Annotated in this window: 22 protein-coding genes; 8 read left to right on the top strand and 14 right to left on the bottom strand. The window is 37.2% G+C overall.

From position 1 onward, the window contains the following. Nucleotides 1-222: 222 nt before the first annotated feature. From ACFSW4_RS10300 to mutY, 5 genes are all read right to left on the bottom strand, one after another. Complete coding sequence (locus ACFSW4_RS10300; protein ID WP_054754369.1) at nt 223-573, bottom strand: VOC family protein; 351 nt, start codon at nt 571-573, stop codon at nt 223-225. Nucleotides 574-769: 196 nt separating this feature from the next. Next, nucleotides 770-2,542: an ABC transporter ATP-binding protein gene (locus ACFSW4_RS10295; RefSeq protein WP_377329097.1), complete on the bottom strand. Its 1,773-nt coding sequence runs from the start codon at nt 2,540-2,542 to the stop codon at nt 770-772. Nucleotides 2,543-2,602: 60 nt separating this feature from the next. After that, nucleotides 2,603-3,130 carry a nucleoside tri-diphosphate phosphatase gene (ntdP, locus tag ACFSW4_RS10290; protein WP_054754371.1) on the bottom strand — a complete coding sequence of 176 codons (528 nt, stop codon included), beginning with the start codon at nt 3,128-3,130 and terminating at the stop codon, nt 2,603-2,605. Nucleotides 3,131-3,267: 137 nt separating this feature from the next. Then, nucleotides 3,268-3,459: a gamma-type small acid-soluble spore protein gene (locus ACFSW4_RS10285; protein WP_054754372.1), complete on the bottom strand. Its 192-nt coding sequence runs from the start codon at nt 3,457-3,459 to the stop codon at nt 3,268-3,270. A gap of 59 nt (nt 3,460-3,518) precedes the next feature. Next, complete coding sequence (gene mutY, locus ACFSW4_RS10280) at nt 3,519-4,586, bottom strand: A/G-specific adenine glycosylase (protein ID WP_377329095.1); 1,068 nt, start codon at nt 4,584-4,586, stop codon at nt 3,519-3,521. 44 nt (nt 4,587-4,630) lie between these two features. Between mutY and ACFSW4_RS10275 the strand changes: the two genes are divergently transcribed. Beyond that, nucleotides 4,631-5,608 carry a metal-dependent hydrolase gene (locus ACFSW4_RS10275; RefSeq protein ID WP_377329093.1) on the top strand — a complete coding sequence of 326 codons (978 nt, stop codon included), beginning with the start codon at nt 4,631-4,633 and terminating at the stop codon, nt 5,606-5,608. 9 nt (nt 5,609-5,617) lie between these two features. On the opposite strand, the gene ACFSW4_RS10270 is transcribed toward ACFSW4_RS10275, so the two are convergent. Beyond that, complete coding sequence (locus ACFSW4_RS10270; protein ID WP_054754374.1) at nt 5,618-5,950, bottom strand: YfhH family protein; 333 nt, start codon at nt 5,948-5,950, stop codon at nt 5,618-5,620. Nucleotides 5,951-6,056: 106 nt separating this feature from the next. Between ACFSW4_RS10270 and ACFSW4_RS10265 the strand changes: the two genes are divergently transcribed. Continuing rightward, the gene (locus ACFSW4_RS10265; protein WP_377329091.1) at nt 6,057-6,716 is read left to right on the top strand and encodes an SDR family NAD(P)-dependent oxidoreductase; all 660 of its coding nucleotides are present in this window, start codon (nt 6,057-6,059) and stop codon (nt 6,714-6,716) included. A gap of 188 nt (nt 6,717-6,904) precedes the next feature. On the opposite strand, the gene ACFSW4_RS10260 is transcribed toward ACFSW4_RS10265, so the two are convergent. Both ACFSW4_RS10260 and recX read right to left on the bottom strand, forming a co-directional pair. Beyond that, entirely contained in the window at nt 6,905-7,447 is a 543-nt protein-coding gene (locus ACFSW4_RS10260; RefSeq protein WP_054754376.1) for a hypothetical protein, read from the bottom strand. Nucleotides 7,448-7,458: 11 nt separating this feature from the next. Beyond that, nucleotides 7,459-8,271 carry a recombination regulator RecX gene (gene recX / locus ACFSW4_RS10255; protein WP_377329089.1) on the bottom strand — a complete coding sequence of 271 codons (813 nt, stop codon included), beginning with the start codon at nt 8,269-8,271 and terminating at the stop codon, nt 7,459-7,461. Between the two features lie 69 nt (nt 8,272-8,340). On the opposite strand from recX, the gene ACFSW4_RS10250 reads away from it, so the two are divergent. The 6 genes from ACFSW4_RS10250 (at nt 8,341) to ACFSW4_RS10225 (ending at nt 12,607) form a co-directional block, all read left to right on the top strand. After that, nucleotides 8,341-9,252 carry a TIGR01777 family oxidoreductase gene (locus ACFSW4_RS10250; protein ID WP_377329087.1) on the top strand — a complete coding sequence of 304 codons (912 nt, stop codon included), beginning with the start codon at nt 8,341-8,343 and terminating at the stop codon, nt 9,250-9,252. A 218-nt stretch (nt 9,253-9,470) separates the two neighbouring features. Continuing rightward, a complete protein-coding gene (locus tag ACFSW4_RS10245; protein ID WP_377329085.1) occupies nt 9,471-10,019 on the top strand; it encodes a GNAT family N-acetyltransferase in 549 nt (182 codons plus the stop codon). A 169-nt stretch (nt 10,020-10,188) separates the two neighbouring features. Continuing rightward, the gene (locus ACFSW4_RS10240) at nt 10,189-10,608 is read left to right on the top strand and encodes a helix-turn-helix transcriptional regulator (protein WP_054754377.1); all 420 of its coding nucleotides are present in this window, start codon (nt 10,189-10,191) and stop codon (nt 10,606-10,608) included. A gap of 119 nt (nt 10,609-10,727) precedes the next feature. Beyond that, nucleotides 10,728-10,922, top strand: a complete 195-nt coding sequence (locus ACFSW4_RS10235) for a PLD nuclease N-terminal domain-containing protein (RefSeq protein WP_054754379.1) — start codon at nt 10,728-10,730, stop codon at nt 10,920-10,922. A 2-nt stretch (nt 10,923-10,924) separates the two neighbouring features. Beyond that, nucleotides 10,925-11,833, top strand: coding sequence for an ABC transporter ATP-binding protein (locus tag ACFSW4_RS10230; protein ID WP_054754381.1), 909 nt, complete (start codon nt 10,925-10,927; stop codon nt 11,831-11,833). Continuing rightward, on the top strand, nt 11,834-12,607 hold the full coding sequence (locus tag ACFSW4_RS10225) for an ABC transporter permease (RefSeq protein ID WP_377329083.1): 774 nt from the start codon (nt 11,834-11,836) through the stop codon (nt 12,605-12,607). It begins immediately after the preceding gene. Nucleotides 12,608-12,663: 56 nt separating this feature from the next. Here the strand turns inward: ACFSW4_RS10225 and ACFSW4_RS10220 are convergent, their stop codons facing one another. The 6 genes from ACFSW4_RS10220 to ACFSW4_RS10195 are packed head-to-tail and all read right to left on the bottom strand — an operon-like array spanning nt 12,664 to nt 17,139. Next, nucleotides 12,664-13,194 carry a hypothetical protein gene (locus tag ACFSW4_RS10220; protein WP_054754389.1) on the bottom strand — a complete coding sequence of 177 codons (531 nt, stop codon included), beginning with the start codon at nt 13,192-13,194 and terminating at the stop codon, nt 12,664-12,666. Beyond that, nucleotides 13,191-13,724: a hypothetical protein gene (locus ACFSW4_RS10215; RefSeq protein ID WP_377329081.1), complete on the bottom strand. Its 534-nt coding sequence runs from the start codon at nt 13,722-13,724 to the stop codon at nt 13,191-13,193. Before ACFSW4_RS10215 ends, ACFSW4_RS10220 begins: the two co-directional genes overlap by 4 nt. After that, entirely contained in the window at nt 13,725-14,684 is a 960-nt protein-coding gene (gene pilM, locus ACFSW4_RS10210) for a type IV pilus biogenesis protein PilM (protein WP_377329079.1), read from the bottom strand. Nucleotides 14,685-14,696: 12 nt separating this feature from the next. Next, the gene (locus tag ACFSW4_RS10205) at nt 14,697-15,449 is read right to left on the bottom strand and encodes a prepilin peptidase (protein ID WP_054754396.1); all 753 of its coding nucleotides are present in this window, start codon (nt 15,447-15,449) and stop codon (nt 14,697-14,699) included. 36 nt (nt 15,450-15,485) lie between these two features. After that, nucleotides 15,486-15,905, bottom strand: coding sequence for a prepilin-type N-terminal cleavage/methylation domain-containing protein (locus tag ACFSW4_RS10200; RefSeq protein ID WP_054754398.1), 420 nt, complete (start codon nt 15,903-15,905; stop codon nt 15,486-15,488). Between the two features lie 28 nt (nt 15,906-15,933). Beyond that, a complete protein-coding gene (locus ACFSW4_RS10195) occupies nt 15,934-17,139 on the bottom strand; it encodes a type II secretion system F family protein (protein WP_377329077.1) in 1,206 nt (401 codons plus the stop codon). Between the last annotated feature and the right edge of the window lie 11 nt (nt 17,140-17,150).

The following is a 17,150-nucleotide window of genomic DNA, read 5'->3' as shown; positions in this document are numbered from 1 at the left end:
CTACATAAAAAATAAAAGTGAAAATGAAAAATAAGAATGTACTATTTAGTTACTTTTTAACCATTACAAGTTATTGGCAAATCCAATTCCACCTTCCGTATTTCTCCTACTTATTAGAATACCACTATAGAAATATGTGTCAATTTATTTTCAAAATTATCTGTTAAATTTAATTTTGTAATCGACTTCTTCAAACCGTTGATTCATATGCAAAGTTAGTCTTTATAGATGGATTAAAATATTGACAAGTTTCCCGAATGGATCTCTAACGTAAAAGCGCCTCACACCCCATGGTTCATTAACTGGTCCATATTCAATTGGGATTTCTGCCTCTTTTACTCTAGCAAGTGCATCGTCTAGATTATCAACTTCAATTGACAAATCAGGTACTTGTGTCCCAGAGCCACCTTCTGAAAGGAAATTTATCTGAGTGTCCATCTTTTCATGCGATCCAAAGGTTGCAATAAAATCCATATTCATTAATTGGTCAAGTCCAAGGACGTCCTTGTAGAAGTAGCTTGCTTTGTTAATGTCTTGTGTTTTCACATTGGCAACTATTCGTTTAACCTTCATTCCTACAACCTCCAAAATATGATCAAGTTTTGGACAAATGTTATTTTACCAATGAAGCCCTTAAATTAACTCCATACTCCAAATAACCTTTTTATTTATAAACTATTGATTAACTTACTACTTCTCTCCTTTACCTAAAAAACCTTTAGAAAAGTCACACTTGAATAAAGAAAAACCGCTGGGCTCTCCAGCGGTTCTACTGTATAGTATTCTCATTTTCTTTTTCAGAAGATAGTTCTTGTACTTGGAAAAGGTCGTAGTAATAACCTTGTTTCTTCATGAGTTCATCATGCGTGCCTTGTTCCATCACCATTCCATTATTCATTAAGACGATGCGATCGGCGTGGGTGATGGTCGATAATCTATGGGCCACAATGAAAGTTGTTCGGTTGTGTGCTAATTTTTCTAATGCTTCTTGAATTAAGTGTTCACTTTCTAGGTCAAGTGCGGATGTGGCTTCGTCAAAAATGAGTATGGGCGGATTCTTAAGGAATACCCGTGCAATAGCAACACGTTGTTTTTGACCGCCAGACAGTTTAACGCCTCTTTCGCCTACTTCGGTCTCATAACCATTTGGCAGGTCCATTATAAAATCGTGAGCATTTGCTGCTTTTGCCGCTTCGACGACTTCTTCATCTGTCGCTTGAGGGTTACCAATTCGAATATTCATCGCAATCGACTCGCTAAATAAAATATTGTCCTGGAGTACCATCCCAATATTGTTTCTGAGCGATCTAGCTTTGTAATTACGAATATCCACACCATCTAATTTTACTTTACCTTTTGATACATCATAAAAGCGAGGAATAAGACTGACTAAGGTCGACTTCCCACCGCCACTCATACCAACGAGGGCAACTGTCTCGCCTTTCTTAATATTTAAGTTAATGTTCTTAAGGACTTCTTCTTCTTCATCGTCATACTTAAATGACACGTTCTCAAAGCTCACATCGCCATGCACCGTGTTTAGCGTTTTTGCACCCGGACTGTCGATGATATCGTATTCTTCGTCCATAAATTCAAATACCCGGTCCATCGATGCGTGAGACTGCGTTAACTGTGTCATGGAGTTAATTAAACGACGTAACGGCTGATAAACACGGTCCATATAACCGATAAAGGCAACGAGTGTACCTAATGATACGTTACCTATAATGACAAAATAACCACCTAGGGCCACGACTAAAAGCGGGGCAATGTCCGTAATGGTGTGTGTAACGGCATATGACTTCGCATTCCAGTTCGTAAACTTAAGTGCACGGTCCAAGTAATGATAGTTTCGTTTATCAAACTGTTTCTGTTCATGATCTTCTAAGGCAAATCCTCTTGTGACTGGAACGCCTTGAACGCGTTCATGTAAATGGCCTTGAACTTCTGCTAAAGCTTGAGATCGATTTCTCGTTAGCTGACGTAATCTTGAGTAAAAATATTTAACAGAAAATCCGTAGATCGGAAATAATGCAATCGAAACTAACGTTAACATGGGATCCATATACCACATAATGCCAACTGCAATGATAATAGTAAACATATCAAGCCATATATTCATAAGCCCTGTTACGACAAACGTCTTCGTTTGTTCGACATCATGTATCACCCGGGAAATAATTTCGCCAGATTTCGTCTTTGAATAGTATTTTAAGCTCAGTTTTTGTATGTGATCGAACAGAGTATCACGAATGTCGTATAAAATTTTACTACTGACCTCTTGAGCTAAGTATTGTCTGTAATATTCAATTGGTGGTCTTAAAATTAGGAATACGAATAGCGCAATACCCATCACCCACATTAGTTTAGATACTTTTTCATCATAAGGTATATCAACGCCTAGGATGTTATCGATGACATACCGATAAATGAGCGGAAGCATAAGTGGAATTCCGAACTTTAAGATTCCTATAATAATCGTTAATACAATTTTCCATTTATACGGTTTAACAAATTGTAAGTATCGTTTGATGCTGTCCAACAGCGTCACCTCTCATTCATACGAAAGAAACTCGCCTTCGTGGCGAGCTGAACCTTTATATTAGTTTGGAAACGTTAAGTAGTGCTCATACCATTTATCTACAAATTCTGGTGAAAATGGGCCTTTACGTTGCTGCACCCAACGTTCCAATGTATGTAACTGCTTGTACAAAATTTTCGATAAAACATCTGGATAATTCATTTGTTTACGATGCTGTTCAAACTCATCTTCATCTAATATGACATAACTCATATCTGGAAATACTTTAATATCTAAATCATAGTCGATATATTTTAAAGCTCCCTCATCAATGACAAACGGCGAACTAATATTACAATAATAATAGATCCCATCTGTACGAATCATACATATGACATTGAACCAATAGTTGCCTGTAAAATATGTAATCGCTGGTTCTCTGGTTCGCCAAAACCGCCCGTCACTTTCTTTGACTAAAACTCGGTCGTTTGCCCCAATTAATAAATTAGACTGGCTTTTGAGCACCATGCTTTCTTCCCAAATACGATGAATGTTGCCGTCATGCTTATAGCTCTGAATTTCAATCCTTTCTCCGATTTTTGGGAACATCTTTATACTCCTAACAGTTTCTTTAGTAAATGTAATTGTAACATAACCATAATATAAAGTTCTAAGAATAAGCAGGCTTTAATTCAATTAAAGAAGCACCCCTACCATAGGAGTGCTTCAGATTTTAACGCTTAGGGTTATTTGTTTTGTTGATTTTTCTTTTGCTGAGATTGTTGGTTACGACGCTGTACTTCTTGAGCATCAGTCTCAGAAGCAAATTCCGCACCATACTGACCTTGTTCAGCAGCTTGGTTTTGCTGCTTCACTTTTTCTACGTTTGTACCTGATGCTTGCGCATTTGGCTTTTGTTGGTTTTGCTTTTTAGCCATCAATATCACCTCCGCAAACTTTAGAGTAACCAAAACGGAGGGTTTTATCCTAATTTCATTTATAAAATTTCATCCATCATTTTATATTGAACGTTTGGAAATGGATATTCTTTTAACTGATCTGCTGTTACAAACTGCCCGTAATCAATTTCCTCACCTTCAACTTGAGCAAAAACTAGTTCAATATTCCAAATCACATGTGAAAATACATGGCGTACTTGACCACGCTTAGCATTAACAGATAAGTCAGCGCCATAATGCTGTTTAAACCATTCTTCAATAGGTAGCTCTGATTTAGGCATTAGCGGAAATTCCCACAGATTCGCAAGCAAACCTTCACTTGGACGCTTTTGAATAAGTAACTCTCCATGTTTATTTTGAATAATTAAACCATAGAAGTCAGTTTGTTTCTGCTTTTTCTTTTTTGACTTAATAGGTAAATCTGTTTGATTACCGTATTCATAAGCAAGGCAGTGTTCTTGAACTGGGCACTGGTCGCACTTCGGCTTCTGCGGTGTACAAATTAATGCGCCTAACTCCATTAAGCCTTGGTTAAAAGATGATGGGTCGTCATGAGAAATAACTTCTCTCACCACATCTTCGAAAATCTTTTTAGTTCTAGGTTTTGCAATATCTTCTTCTATATGAAAAACTCTAGACATGACGCGCATCACATTTCCATCAACTGCGGGTTCTGGTTGGTTAAACGCAATGCTTAATATAGCCCCTAACGTGTATGGCCCAATACCTTTAAGTTTTTTAAGCTTGTCTTTTTCATGTGGTACTTCGCCGTCATAGCTTGCCACAACTTCTTTGACGGCTGCATGAAGATTTCGGGCTCGGGAATAATAACCTAAACCTTCCCACGACTTAAGAACGTCTTGTTCTTCAGCATTGGCTAAGTCGTAAGTAGTCGGAAATCGATTCATAAATTGATTAAAATACGGAATGACCGTATCAACTTGCGTTTGTTGTAGCATAATTTCAGATACCCAAACACGGTACGGATCTTGATTTAAGCGCCATGGCAAATCACGTTTGATTGATAAATACCATGATATTAAATCCGTTTGGAACGAATGAACATTAAATAAAACGGGTATAGAAAAAGTAGTAGTATCTTTCAACGTTAAATCACCTACTTCAATTGAACTAAAAGGAGGAGCATATTTTGGATACTGCAACCCATATTACGATGGGCGTGGCAGTGGGTGGGCTAGCCACCGTTGATCCTGCTGTACAACAAGACCCTGCATTATTTCAAGCTGTATTAATTGGGGCCATTGTTGGTTCTCATGCTCCAGATTTCGATACATTGTTTAAATTAAAAGATAATGCGACTTACATCAGACACCATAGGGGAGCTTCACATTCTCCAATTGCTGTATTGTTGTGGAGCTTTTTAGTCTCGGGTGTTATTTTTCTGTTTAGTCCTGATGTGAATTATCTACATTTATGGTTATGGGTTCTATTCTCAGTATTTCTACATGTATTTGTAGATATTTTTAATGCATATGGAACGCAAGCCTTAAAACCATTTGTCGATAAGTGGATCGCAGTTGGATTTATTAATACGTTTGACCCACTCATATTTGTTTTATATATAGCTGGAATCTTTGCATGGTTACTTGGAGCTGACCCTCGTTATACGTTTGGTATCGTATTTTTCATCGTATTTCTATACTATATAAAACGTTATATGGATAAACGAGAAATCGTCAAGTTAATGGAAAATTATTTTGACGACGTTGAAAAAGTGATTACTCAGCCTACCATAAGACATAACATATGGCGAGTTGCTGTTGTGACTAAGGATCAGTTTTTCGTTGCAAGGTCGGAAGATGGTCACGTTGAAATTAAAGATGCTTTCGATCGCATGCCACTGCCCGATACAACAGAGATGAACGCCGCCTTACAAGACGCTAATGTAAAATCATTTATTAACTTTTCTCCAGTCTATCGGTATGAGATCGACCGTTTTGATGATTATACAGAGATACGTTTTATTGACTTACGATACCGGGCTAAAGACAGGTATCCATTCGTAGCTGTTGTTACGATGGATAAATTTTACAATATCATCACGTCTTATACAGGTTGGGTCTATTCTGAAGACAAATTACAAAAAAAATTAGAGCCTTTAACCTAAGAAAGGCTCTTAATTAACTTGATTAGTTAGAAGAGCGATTGGTAAAGCCTCTTCTTCATTTAAGACTTGGCCTTGTTGTGATTTGCGGGTACCCCAAGCAAAGACACCATTCATATAGTTGATGTCAAAGTGTTCACCGGGTGCCCCTTCTATTTCATAAACTTGTCCTTTTTTAAATTCTTTAGGATTCATCATGTAAGATTTAGCCATGACGATTTTGCGCTGATGGACGGCATATTCGTTAACCATTCCCATTTGCTCTGCTTTACGAGCTTTTTCGGTTAGCTCAGAAACTTCTTTGCGCAATTCTTCTACGGTCAAGTCACTATAACGGCGTTGCATACTGTGACCCCTTTCTATACTTATGACTTTCATAAGTATATCAAAGTCATTTACAATAGAAAACGCTATTGCATCAACTAGACTGAACTTAATGGAGGTAAAATTTATGAAAAACGCACTGATCACTGGGGCAGGAACTGGTCTCGGGCAATCACTCGCTAAACAATATGCCAAACAAGGCTATCATATTTTATTGGTTGGTCGCCGCAAAGAGAAGCTAGATGAAACGAAGGACTTAATTGAACAAGCAGGCGGCACTGCTGAAAGTTATACTTGCGATATTACGAAATGGGACGAGTTAGAGGAATTAGCTCAAAAAGTCGATCAAATCGATGTGCTTATTAATAACGCAGGCATTGGTTACTTTGGAGCATTTGAAGATTTAGAAAAAGACCAAATTGACACGATGTTAAACGTAAATGCAGCAGGACTAATTTACACGACGAAGCATTTGATGCCTCATATTTTAACTAGTAAAGGACGCATTTTAAACATTGTTTCGACAGCTGGACTTCGCGGCAAAGTCCATGAAGCTGGTTACTGCGCTAGTAAATTTGCGCAGCGTGGTTTCACGGAAAGCTTGCAAAAAGAGTATGAGGATCGCGGAATTTCAGTTACAGGTGTTTACATGGGCGGCATGAACACACCGTTCTGGGATGGAAGTGACTATGTATCCGATCCATCTTTCCTACCGTCACCAGATCAAATAGCTGAACAAATCGTAGAGCAAGATGATGGTAGAAATGAAATTGTGTTAGAAAAATAATAGTTAAAAAGCTATCGGCTTAACAAACCGATAGCTTTTTTTGTTATGTCCCATATTTCATCTCGTTTGTCTCACAAACGGGTCGGAAATGTCTCATATCCCCCAAAAAATGTCTCATAAGTTGAGTACAACGCCTGTTTTCGACAAATTTCGAGTCCTAATCTCTATGCATCATGTCCCAAATCAAACTACTTAATGATTATTTCAATCTCATCCTCATACTTCTCAAGCAATTCGTCCATAATTTTTTGACCCTTTTCGTTCGTCATAATCTGTTCTTTTTCACTCTCTGGTTTACCTAGTTTTTGCTTCCAAAATTTCTGCTGGTACTGACTATTCTTTGCGCTTCTTCTGACAAACTCTTGATAATACTCTCTTGGTTCCATATTAAACTGATCTGCTTGAGACTCTGCAAAGTCTCTAATCTCATTAGCTTGTTCCGACTTAACTGATTCTTTAGGATATGGGAATGCTTCCTGGGCTTTGTTAAGTTCTTCCCCGCTAACGGTGATGCCCATTTCCTTCGCTTCCAATACGATGAGTTTGTTTCTCACATGTGCCATTACAGCTTCAGGTAATTCTTTATCGTTTACCTGCTTAAAAAATCGAATGTCTCCTACTGTAATTTCCTCGCCCCTAACGATCGCCGCAACATCATCTTGATTATAGTTTGAACTGTTAGAACAGGCAGCGAGTATACTTAAACAAACCAATAGCAATATCTTCTTCATGAAAGCCCACCTTAGTCCTCTTCTTTCTCATCTAAATATTGATTGATCAAGTCCACCTTAAAACCTTTCTGATATAACGAAGCCATCACTTTCTGTTTCAGCTGAAATCCTTCATGCTTACGCGCATGCTTCGTCCAGATTTTTTCACCTTGATAACGTACCGCATCCATTTCATCATCTTCATCTGGTGACAAATCGACTTCCTGTGATGCTATTTCGATAGCCCCTTGTGTAAATCCTTTTTGAATTAAAGATTGTTTAGCCTGCATCAGCTGTTGTTGAAATGATTTTTTTCGAGAGGATGAGGCGAACTTTTTCTTTAGCATCTTTATAACCTTCTCAACTTCGATCTCACTTGAGTATTCTGACATGGCCTCTTCAACATAAGCTTCCGGAATTTTCTTTAGAATTAATTCTTGTTTAATTTTATTCGGCCCTTTTGTCGAGGTATTCATTTTCGTACGCACGTATGCCTTGCTGAACTGCAGGTCATCGACTAATTTTTCTTCTTCAAGCTTATGTATGACGGTTTCAATCGCTTCGGGTGTTGCTTCTTTCCCTTTTAAATACTCCGCAATTTCTGATTTTGCACGCATTCGATAGCTTAAATAGTTAATCGAAAGGGTATAGTATTGATAAATCGCATCTTGTTGTTTAATTTCTCGCACTTGTTTATCTGTTAACTCTAACCCTTTTCTAAGGTTAAAACGAATAAGCAGATCTTCGTGTACACCGAACGCAAATTCTTCACGTCCATTATAATCCACAAAAACGTTATAACGTTGTTTATTTTTCTTCTGGGTAGAAATTTTACTAATTTTCATCGTCATGACTCCTATATAAGTGAAGATATTCTAATAATAGTATAGTATAGATATAAGGGGGACTGCTACTTGAGATTTTTAATTGCTGGTGGAACTGGTTTTATAGGAAGCCGATTAACGGATTATTTTCAAAAACAAGGCCATGAAATTTTTATCCTGACAAGAAATCCTCAAAAGCATCCGTATAAAGAACGCGTATCATATATTGAATGGCTCGACCCTCATAGCCAACCAGAAACAGAGCTTGAAAATATTGATGTGTGCATCAACCTTGCCGGAACTTCTCTTAATAGCGGACGCTGGACGGATCAACGAAAGCAACAAATTCTTGAAAGCCGCATGATTACAACTAGAGAGTTTATTCGTATTATGAATGCACTTACTGAAAAACCGAATGTCTTTATTAATGCATCGGCTATTGGTTATTATGGTACATCAAAAGAAACAACTTTCACTGAAGAGACGATGGTATCGGGACATGACTTTCTAGCTGAGGTGTGCTCGGTTTGGGAACAAGAAGCTAGAGAAGCTGAAGACATTGGTGTCAGAACTGTATTTACTCGATTTGGAATTATCTTAGATCAAAATGAAGGAGCGCTTCCTCAAATGGTGATGCCGTATAAATTAATGATTGGCGGTCCGCTTGGCGATGGACAACAGTGGATGTCCTGGATTCATATTGATGATGTCATTCAAGCGATTGATCACATCATCAATCATGACGAGCTCAGTGGACCGGTCAATTTAACTGCTCCGACGCCACAGAGGAATCAAGATTTCGGCAAAACACTTAGCGAAGTATTAGGTAAGCCTCACTGGCTCCCTGCCCCTTCTATTGCATTAAGAACGATTTTAGGAGAAATGAGTATATTAGTTTTGAAGGGTCAGTACGTATATCCGGAAAAATTAGAGGCTACTGATTATCAATTTAAGTACCCAACACTTAAGGAAGCGTTAGAAAATATTTACTCTAAAAATTAATGCAAAAAACTATTTCCAAATCGAAAAAAATATTGTATGATTTGGATATAAATTAAGGGAAGGCAAATGGTGCGCCACTGCTTGTTTCAAGCAGTTCTAGTGGGTTCGATTCCCACCCCGAATTTTTGTGAGCAATTGATAAAAATTCGAGGGTGGTCGTTACCCAAGGTGTGCCAACTTTCAGCGACAACACCCTCAAGTGATGGAGGGTGTTTTTTATGCTTAAAAAACGAGATTTACACGATGCCCAAATCCTATTCCCATTATTAAGCGACGAAGCTGTTAAACCATATGTTCGTGAAAAGGCTGAGTCCATTGAAGAATACTATTTCTTCCTAAACAAGATGATGAATCAGGAGGAAAATGGTGAGCTCATCTCCAGGACGATTTTGGATGAATGGGATATGCCAATAGGAGCAATCACATTGTATGATGTTCAAGACCAAATGGGTTTTCTAGCAACATGGCTCGGCAAACCGTATTTTGGAAAAGGGTATAATCAATACGCAAAAGACTTATTTTTGCGTGAATTATTTATGGAAAAAGAGATTGAAGTCGTCTTCTTAAAAGTGAATAAAGTGAATGAACGATCTTTAAACGCGATGAAAAAGATTGAATACGCCGTTCACGCAAGTGATCATTACCCTCACATATATGAACAGATCAACCAAGGCCCAAAAGCCTATGAGCTCTTTGCGATTTACAAAGATGCGTTCATTTTCCACTTACATGAGCAAGAACAAGTCTACGATGAACTCGAAGCTTAATATAACCTTTCAGCTACATGTTAGCTGTTAGGTTATTTTTTACCCTTTATGTTCTTTTAAAGAACATTAAATAAAATGTTACGAAACGTACCATTCATTACCAACAATTAGCACCTGTTTAGTGTTACGATTATTCCACAAATCTACTAAATTAGGGTGCGAGTAAAGTATGTCTAGTAAAATTGCGACGAACATCCGATATTTTCGCGAACAGAATGACTGGACTCAACTACAACTAGCTAATAAGCTTAATGTGTCCAGATCTAATATTACGAAATGGGAAAACGAATCCACGATTCCGGATTTAAATACTTTAATTAAGATTAGTGATATCTTTTCGATTTCATTAGATCAACTAGTAGGAAAAAGTCTATCGGATGAATTTCTGTTAAAAGAGTTTGAGCGCGTGTACTCACTCGATCAAGAAACAAATGATGAACAACAAGAAATTATTGTCGCGATTGATTTACTTAAGAAAAACAAATCTTTGCTCCACGATTTAAATAAATTATCAGAATTACCCGTACGGAAACAAAAATCGGTTCTTCAAATTTTTAATCAACTCATTCATGAATATGAACGTATTTAAGATAAGCTTTAAAAACAGCTTATCTTTTTTTATACTTTATAATCATCATGGAATTTTAAGTAAAACTTTTAATCTATAAAACCGTATCTAGATGTATAAAACAAAGTGAGGTGGTCATAATGGAAATTAACCAAGATATTATTCTATTAATTTTACCAATCGTCATCTTGCAGCTAATCTTACTCATCATCGCCATAATAGATTTAATAAGAATTCACGAAACAAACGGCCCTAAATGGGTCTGGGCACTTGTCATTGTTTTCATGAATATTATCGGCCCAATCATTTACTTTATTTTTGGAAGGAGGCCATAAATGTGGCATTGTTACAGGCTAATCATTTAACTAAGAAGTACAAAGACCACCAAGTGATTTCTGATGTGTCATTCACACTTGAGCATGGACGTTGTGTTGCGCTTTTAGGTCCTAATGGTTCTGGGAAAACAACGACTTTACGAATGCTGGCAGGTTTTATTAAACCAACTGAAGGTGATATACAATTCGAAGATGAAAGTCTATCAAAAGATTTTAGGCAGCATGTAGGTTATTTACCTCAGTTTCCCGTTTTTCATGACTGGATGACGGGAAAGGAATTTCTGATCTATGCGGGTAGGTTATCCCACTTGCCAAAGAAAATCGCCAAAGAGCGAGCAGATGAATTACTAGAATTAGTGAATCTTAAAGAGGTTCGAAAACTAAGAATTTCAAAGTATTCAGGTGGTATGAAACAGAGGCTTGGAATCGCACAGGCTTTAATCCATTCACCTAAACTGATTATTCTCGATGAACCCGCTTCAGCATTAGATCCTATTGGACGACGTGAGGTCCTTAACCTCATGCGTGAATTAAAGAAAGATGCAACGATTCTGTTCTCAACACATATTTTGAACGATGCTGAAGAAGTAAGTGATGAAATTCTATTACTTAATAATGGTAATGTCATCGAACAAGGCAGCATGCACGAGATTGAAACTGTGCAAAATACTGTTACGTTAAAACTATCATTCTCAGATGAACCAAAATTTATTGAGGAACGACTTAAAGAAATCGAATCCGTGTTTAAAATTCATAGAGTCGAGGACGATTTTCTATTAACCGTTCATGATTTGAAAACGGCACGAAAACAGTTGTTAGAAGTCGTTTATCACGAAGACTGGCAGCTGACCAAATTTGAAGTTGCGAAAACGTCACTTGAAGACTTGTTCATGAAGGCGGTGAAAAATTAGATGCAGTGGTTTGTTATTTTCAAAAAAGAAATACTTGAAAACTGGCGCAATCTTAAATGGATTTGGGTTCCAATCGTGTTCGTTCTGTTCGCTATAATGGATCCAATAACGACTTATTATTTACCGAAGATCATGGATGCAGCTGGAGGAATGCCGGATGGTTCTGTTATCGATATTCCAATGCCTAACGCAACTGAAGCCTTAATGATGAGTTTTGGTGAGCTTGGGTTGTTAGGAGTTTTATTAACCGTTGTGATTGTCATGAGCACCATTTCAGGTGAGATGAAATCGGGAATTTATGAGATGATTTTATCAAAACCAGTTAAGTTCACCAACTATGTATCGGCAAAATTCATGTCTATGATGTTAATTGTTTTATTGTCTCTAGTAATATCAGTCATCGCAGCTTGGTATTATGTCATGATATTGTTTGGAACGATTGATTTCACACACTTACTCATAAGCCTATTCTTCTTCGCGTTATATTTTGCTTTAGTCGTATCGATTGTCATGATGGTTAACACGTGGACGCAGTCATCAGGTTTGGTTGCCTTTATTTCACTAGGGATTATTATTGCGGTTAATGTACTAACGAATATTTATGGACATATTTTCACCTGGAGCCCTGCACTCATTTCTGATTACATCGGAGAGTTCTTAGCTTCTGGTCATTTATCAACAGAATTATGGTATGCAGCTTTAATGGCATTCGTCTTTACAGTTGCATGCTTACAGTTTGCGATTGTCACACTTAAAAATAGAGTTCTACATTAACAGGCAAGACTATTTAAAAAGAGCATCCAACTTCACTTCAGTTGGATGCTCTTTTTCTACTCAAATGTTTTCGAATAAACGTTTAACTCTGTTTGGAAATATATTGATTTATCCCTGTTTTGAAAGTCCAAACCGCTTATGTGAACGAGCCGGTCAGACATCTCGAGCTGTTTAATAAATTTATTTAATTGGGCTAGGGTGCTAGTAGTTCCGTTCAGCTGCATCGTTAACTGTTCGACCTTTTCTCCTTTGACTTCTATAACCTCTTCTTCCTTGTATTGATAACTTTCAACAAGAGATTTGGAGCCGTTTGAGGCTTGATTAATTAACTCAATCACCTCTTCTTCATCCATCGTTTCAGGAATTGAGTTTAATAAGCTTGTAACTGGTATCGTGTGACTCTCTGCTTTTTCGGCTTCCTCTTTTAATAATTCGTATTTCTTTTCAGTAAAATTTAAGGCTTCTTTTTTTTGAGAAATTTCCGTACTTAATGGCATGAAAATAAATAAATAAGCCGCAGTGCAGGTTAATATGATTACCACAAGCCATATGTATATAACGCGTCTATGAACGGTTTTAGAGATCATGAACCATTCCCTCCTTCTTCACTAGCTTCCAGGTGAATGGTGTAATTCGTTGTAAAATAGTTTTGAGATTGATCATAATTAATGGTGTGAATGACCACCTCATAGAAATCCATCTCTTCAAGTTTCTTGTAAAACTGAACGGCTTGTTCATTAGTCGTCGTTGTAATCGTTAAGTCTATTTGATTTTCATTTAGCTTAAGAGCAATTAACTCACCTTTATTTGGTATTTGTTGATGAATGTCACTTACGATTCCTGCAGTATCTGTATACAACTGTTCAGACAATGTTTGTATGACTTTAGCTTGATTAACTTCTTCTCCGCCTTCTAATTCATGCTGAAGGTTTTGATTTATACTTCTCTGCTCATATATCTGGCTGTCTAATGCTTGTACATCTTGTACTTGAAGCCAGTAAATAAACCCTCCAGTTCCTAAAACTAGTAAGGTTAAGGCCGTTAATAAAGCTGGCAGTGAAAATAAGCTGAGTGCTTTTTTTTCTTTTTTAGGTAAAAGGTTAATGTCAACTAACATTTAACTTCCATCCTTCATGGCTAACCCATATACATTGTGGAATTTTCGTTCAATAGTTAATCCTTTAGGCCCACTTAACGAATCATCGGTTAACGTTATGAGTTCTGTTTCCGAACGCTCCTTCATTCGATCAATAATGTCATCTAAGTATGGATGGTCTCCAACAACAATTGTTTTATTGAATGATTGAGACCCATCATTCATTGAATATTGATAGAAACGTTCAACTCGTTCTAGTTCTATTCGAATCTCTTCAAATTCAAGCATGACCTGTTCTTCATTAAAATCTTCTCGTGTCATTGTGGGGCCATATGACCTTGATTCTCCCTCTGATTCTAGTTGAAACTGTTGCAAGAATATGGGGACATGCTTTTCAAAAGCACAAAAGACGACTGACTTCGCATTATATTGAACGAGCAATATGTGATCTTCTTTCGTCACAAGTTGTTTGTCATAGAAAATACGGTAATGATTAAGCGGAGAAATATCTACAGCAACCACTTTTAATTTAGCGTCTTCTAGTTGATCGATAAATGGCTGGACTAGAGTTTCACACGTTGCCATAATGCTCACTTCAACTTGTTGTTCGTTTTCTTTTAATATAGCCGTTTCAAAAATGGGCTTTTGAAACGGTAAATGGATTCTATCACCAAGCTGAAAGTATATGTAACGATCTATATCTTCAGACTTAATACTAGATGGGATCGTTTGTTTACGCACAATAACTTGTGAATCAGGCATCGTAAGTCTAATTTGCTTACGCTTAAGACGCCACTTTTTCACACAAGTATTCATAGCCTTTTGAAACAATGATGAATCTTGAATCGTACCAACATCTATAATACCATTAGGTAAAAAATGCTCTCCAAATCTAACCATCTCTGTAGGACGTTTCGGATTGACTTCTGTAAACCGAATAACATAGTCTCTTATTTCAATATTTACGATGTTTTTACTCATAGGGTATCATCCTTATAACAACACATTTATATACCAATCTATTAATAAATCGTGGTAAAAATAAGCTAAAATGGCTCCAGCTGCAATAAACGGCCCGAACGCAAACGGAACACCTCGTTTAATTTTTCCGGAAAACATAAGAATGATGCCGATTATGGCTCCTAGTATTGAAGCAAAAAATAACGTTAGCATCGTACCTTCAAGTCCTAGCACTAAACCGATCACACCAAATAATTTGATGTCACCACCACCCATACCACCTTTACTTAAAAGGGCTATAAAGAATAGTAATCCGAAGCCTATGACAGCGCCTAAAAAAGCATCATACCATGGTTCAGTGGGAATGATCAGTCTAAGTGGAACAAGTACAGCTAAGAAAAATAATAGAATTCGATTGGGAATGAGCTGATAGTGAAGATCTGTAATGGTTATAATCACTAGTAAACTCACAAACACCCAAGCGACGATTAATTCCATTTGAAATCCAATTCTCTCAAAAGCCAGTACGAACAATACGGCTGTTACCAGTTCAAAGAAAGGATATAAAGGAGAAATCCGAGTTTGGCAGTGCCGACATCTCCCCTTTTGAATAACAAATGAAATAACTGGAATTAGTTCATAAGCTTTAAGTCGCTTCTCACAAGAAGGACAATGAGAAGGCGGACGTATGATTGATTCCCTTAAAGGCACTCTTAATCCTACGACGTTGTAAAAAGAGCCGAGGATGAGGGCAAGAACTGTAATGTATAAATAAATCCAAATCATATGCACCAATCCAAACATTCATACTTTAAAAATTATCTAATCTATAGTAGAGTCATCATCACTAATATCGGCAGTATCAATATCACTCACAGATGCATTTGTTAACTTAATCTCTTTAGAGTCTACAGTAACTGTTCCCGATAACAAGATAGTTCCATTGGATCCTTCTGTAAAAGTAGGTCCTGTTGACCAAGTAACGCCCTTACTATCATAATATCCTTCTAATTCACTTATCCCCTCTGGCAAATCATCGTTTGTCACTCTATATAGTTCTGCCGCTTCAATCGCATTAATTGCTGACGCTTTTAAACTATTATACTTTGATTCATCAATCACACCTGCAATCGCCGGCACCGCTATTAAAGCAATAATCCCTAAGATGATGATGACAGCAAGTAACTCAACTAACGTGACACCTTTCTCTTTCCTTAATAGATTACGTGTTGTTTTCAACATCCACACTCTCTCCCTTTTATATAAAATTTTATAACTGATTATATAATTCAAACATTGGCACTACAATCGCGAGGACAATAGCTCCAACGATGATGGACATCGTAATAATAAGTAATGGTTCTAGAAGTGTTTTTAATTGATCTGAAGCTGTTTCCACATCTTCTTCATAGAAACTGGCTACTTGGTTTAACATCTCCTCAAGTGACCCTGTTTTCTCACCGACTGATAGCATTTGCGTCACTAGAAACGGGAATGCCCAGTGGTCTTTCATAGGTTTAGTAAACGAACCACCTTGCTTCAGTGAACTTTTTGATTGGTCTAAAATGTGCTGAATGACTCTATTTTTAACTGTTTGTTTTGTTAAATCGATTGAATCTATAATCGGAACAGCATTTTTAAGTAAAGAGTTTAATGTCCGTCCCATGTTGGCTAGATTCGACTTTAAAATCAGTGAACCGAATAATGGTAGCTTTAATAATAGTGCATCCAGTTTCAATCTGGATTGTTCATTTTTCATAAGAAGAACTAACCCTGTCATGAGTCCAATGACGGTAAGAAATAACTGTAACCAATGCTTCTGTAAAACATTACTTAAAGTTAAAACGACCTTGGTGATCATAGGTAACTCCGCACCAAATTGGTCAAACATAGACACAAACTGCGGAACCACGTACATAAGTAAAAAGATCACGACTCCAATTGCCACGATCATGACGGTTAATGGGTAAGCCAGACTAGACTTAACTTTTGACACTGTCTTATGGTGCTTTTGATAATAGTTAGCAAGCTCATTAAGTGTTTCTTCTAGCGATCCACTCACTTCTGCGCTATGGATCACGTTAATTAAAATAGATGGAAATATCCTTGGATGCTTTTTCATCGCTTTAGCTAACGAGGTTCCTTGTCTAAGGTCAATCTCGATATAATATAGTGCTTTATTCAGCACCTTATTTTTGGTTTGTTCGCGTAAGATGGCCATCGTATCAACCACAGTCATCCCGGCTTCTAACAAAGCTGAGAACTGTTGTAAAAACACAACTAAATCTCTTGTTTTAACAGGTTTTCCTATATAGAGGTCGCGGTTCCAAATAGAATCTTTAACTTCTTCTATTTCATTAACTTTATATCCTTCATCTTTCAGCATTTTTTTGGCTTGTTCTTCGTTATAGGCTTCAATTCGACCCTTTTTTGTCTGTCCATAGAAATCATAAGCGATATATTTATAAGCGCCCATCTCGTTTTACC

The sequence above is a fragment of the Piscibacillus salipiscarius genome (assembly GCF_042685285.1).
Taxonomy (GTDB): Bacteria; Bacillota; Bacilli; order Bacillales; family Alkalibacillaceae; genus Piscibacillus; species Piscibacillus salipiscarius.
Note: the sequence above shows the minus strand (reverse complement) of the source record. Positions and strands in the feature narration are given on the sequence as shown.